We start from the raw sequence: 3,267 nt of genomic DNA, 5'->3' as shown, positions 1-3,267 counted from the left end.
GATGATCGCCGTACTGGAGCCACGCGAACCGGCCTGCTCCGAGGGGCCCGAACCCGTTTGCGGATTGCAGGAGGCCCCCGCCGTGCCGCAAAGCATTTCGCCCGTTCGGGCGCGCAGCCCGTGCTGGAACGGTTCGGGTGGCCCCTGGAGGAGTGCCTCCGGGACCTCCAGGCCGCGGCGGACCACGTCTTCGGCCCGGCGGTCGAGCCGGGAGCGGCGCCGGCGGGCAAAGGTGGCGCCAAGTGTCACCAAGTGTCGCCAAGTGTCACCAAGTGACGCCAAGTGTCGCCAAGTGTCGCCAATTCGGCCGGCGATCGCCGGCACCCTTGCCAACTGCATCGCCCGGCGATTCCCTACCCAAACCTCGCAGATTGCGGGTCCGGATCTTGGGCCCATTGCAGCACGCGCAAGCGCCAACCTACGCCCAACGTGGCGCCAATATCCACAGTTACATAGTGTGGATAATTTTTTGAAGGTGTCACACGACAATATATACTTTATTTTACGGCCCGCGCTGCTGTCACACTCCAACCACCCTACTCCCCTCCCCTCCACCTCTCGGCCAGATTCTCTGTACCTGGTCACACCACCAGGTGCCGAAGCTGAATCGGTGCGGGACAGGGTGTCCTGTCGAAACAATTCTTTAGTTGTAATGCGGGCAATTTAGGCAGTCATTTCCCAGGACCGATGGAGGCATTCCCAGAACGGAGGTGGAGTGGAGAGCAAAGGAAAGCAAGAGAGCGTCGGCGGTCGTCGAAGCGCGAGGTCTTGTTCACCAAGTGTCGCCAAGTGTCACCAAGTGTCGCCAATTCCGTGGGAGACGGCCCGCGCCCTCTCCGACTGCATAGTAAGGTGATTCCCCTTCTATATATCGCAGCTTTAGAGCCCGGGCCTTGCTCCAATTGCGGCAGGCGAAACAGACAATCCAACCCCACTGGGGCGCAAATACACATAGCTCCATAGTGGGGATAATTTTCGGGGGTGTCACACGACAATATATACTTTATTTTACGGCCCGCGCTGCTGTCACACTCTGGGCGGGACCATCCCCCACCCTCCGCGCCTCGGACACATCGTCTCCCCCCCCACCACACGGGTCGGGGCGCCATCCATACACGGCCATGGGGTCCCGTGCCTCTCCCAAAATTCTTCAGTCGTCCACTCGGGCACAGCCCACCTCAATTCCAGGAACGGATGGGACAAACGGGGCGAGTTCCCCGGCACCGTTTTTGACTATGGACCCTCACCGTTCGCCGGATTCCGGAGCATGCCGTCCAGCGATTCCGGCAAACCGGCCCCCACTTCCGGGAGATCCCCGAACGGTGGACGGCATGCGATCGGCACAGGCGGACGGCATGCCGTCGGAATACACACCTATCAAGGGAACTTCGCGTAACGACTGGTTTACCGTCGCCGACACCAACCGAAACGACGCCATCGGAATCTGCCGAGAGCAGGCCCCCACCACGGGCACAGGGCGGACACGGAAAGGCCGGGAATGAGGGCTCAACCCCGCAGATTTTCGATCCGGATTCCGAGAACGCGAGAGGTTCTAGGCCTCGCGGCGCCGCAGGACATCTTGAAGCCACAGCACGGCTTCCTTGAACCCCTCGATATTCCGGCCCACATCCTCCAGTTCTATCGAGGGTTCCTTCTTCTCTCGAATCGCCGCCTCACCGAACAAAGAGACGAGTCGCCGCGTAAACTCCGCTCCAATCTCGGGATCGGCGGCATCCGGGATGGAAGAATAGATCGTCATCATGTGCCATCCGACCGCACATCGAAACAGCATGGACCGCTTGGTCTGGCCGTTCCGTGTCGTCAATTCCACGTAAAAACCGAACGCGGGGCTAACCTTCCGGCCGGGAGCCACCACCTGCCCCCCGGCAGAGTGGGTGCGGGCGAAATCGAACAATTCCTGCAAAATGGGGTTACCGTCTTCCCGGACCGCAGCCTCCACCTCTTCGGCGGACCATACCCGCCCGGGCTTGGGCTCTCCGGCTTCCGTTGCGCGGATTCCCTCCTCGATCTCCTCCAACGACGTGGTGCGAACCTCCACGGAAGGCCGGGGTTGCCCCTCCTGGTAGATCACGGTCACCGCGGTACGGGCGACGATTTCCGTCTTCAGTCGAACCTGGGGCACGAATACCACATCGTCGGTCGTGGCATCCGGCCTTACATGCGGTGTCACCTCCACGAGTTGCAGGTCGAACTCGAGCGCGCTTTGTCTCGCAACGCCACGAATCGCTTCATCGAGCCCCTCCGGCGCCTTATCGCACGCGATCACGAGATGAATCCTTCCGGAAGCGACCTTTGCCGCGAGTGCATTCGCGAGTTCCTCGGGCTCCGGGATCTCCGGAAAACATCCGGCCACGAACTCCGCCCATGTCCGGTTCGTTGGGTCGTCGCCCCGAAGAAACGTGGCCAGAAGGTCCTCCCGATCCAGGGCCGCAAATGCCGAAGCGTAGTCCACGATCTGGGCAATGACGCGGCGATCCCTGAGTTCCGGATTCACGAAGCGCTTCACCTCGACAACCACGAAATGGCCACTGGCCGTGAGCACGGTGATATCCGGCTGTATGGCCCGGCCTTGAGGAGTCTGAAAACATAATTGTCGAAACATTGCGAACGGACCGCGAATGCCCGACTGGAAAGACTCCAACCGAAGGAGGCCGGGTTCGTGAAAAAGCGCATCTTCCAAGTATTCTTCCAATTTCCCAATCAGGTCCAGCCTCGTTGGAAGCCACGTCTCGTATTTATCTTGCGAAATTCTCCGCACGATAGCTTTTTGATAATACATTTTCGCTCCCCGCTGGCACCCTTCGTGCTTCTTCTAACCGGTGATCTGAAACACGGTCCCATCGAAACGGAGAAATAGAACAAACACACTGGAAACCTGCGAGCGCACTGGTGGGACACGTGTTCGAACGCGTGCTGCTTGAAACATCGCCGCAGGAGTACCGGCCTCCTGCCAAAGCACATGGCGGCAGACCGGTTGCCCGAACTCTCGCGAGGGGCGGTTTGTGAGGCGATTACCGGGCAGATCCTCCCTTCCCCCAAAGTGTCCCTCACGAGGGACGGGGGGCCGCTAGAAAATCGGATATTCCCCGATGAAGCGTGCGTGCGTGGTAAGCGCCTTATAAACCGCCCCCCGGCGCGAGTCGGGCCAACAGGTCTGCCGGCATGTGCTGCGGCAGGAGCACCCGGTACTCCTCCCGACTCGTTGCCAGCGGCACCCGCTCGAACACGTGCTTCAGGTACCGGTAT

Annotated in this window: 1 protein-coding gene; it reads right to left on the bottom strand. The window is 60.5% G+C overall.

From position 1 onward, the window contains the following. Positions 1-1,552 precede the first annotated feature (1,552 nt). On the bottom strand, positions 1,553-2,800 hold the full coding sequence (locus tag ACYQ8L_RS18295; protein WP_459943257.1) for a PDDEXK family nuclease: 1,248 nt from the start codon (positions 2,798-2,800) through the stop codon (positions 1,553-1,555). Positions 2,801-3,267: the final 467 nt, after the last annotated feature.

Source organism: Deferrisoma palaeochoriense (assembly GCF_054656955.1).
The sequence above is the reverse complement of the archived record's forward strand: the minus strand, read 5'-3'. Positions and strand labels throughout refer to the sequence as shown.

Bases quoted from the DNA above. Each gene is read 5' to 3' on its own strand.
- ACYQ8L_RS18295 (WP_459943257.1), bottom strand. From the start codon at position 2,800: ATGTATTATCAAAAAGCTATCGTGCGGAGAATTTCGCAAGATAAATAC.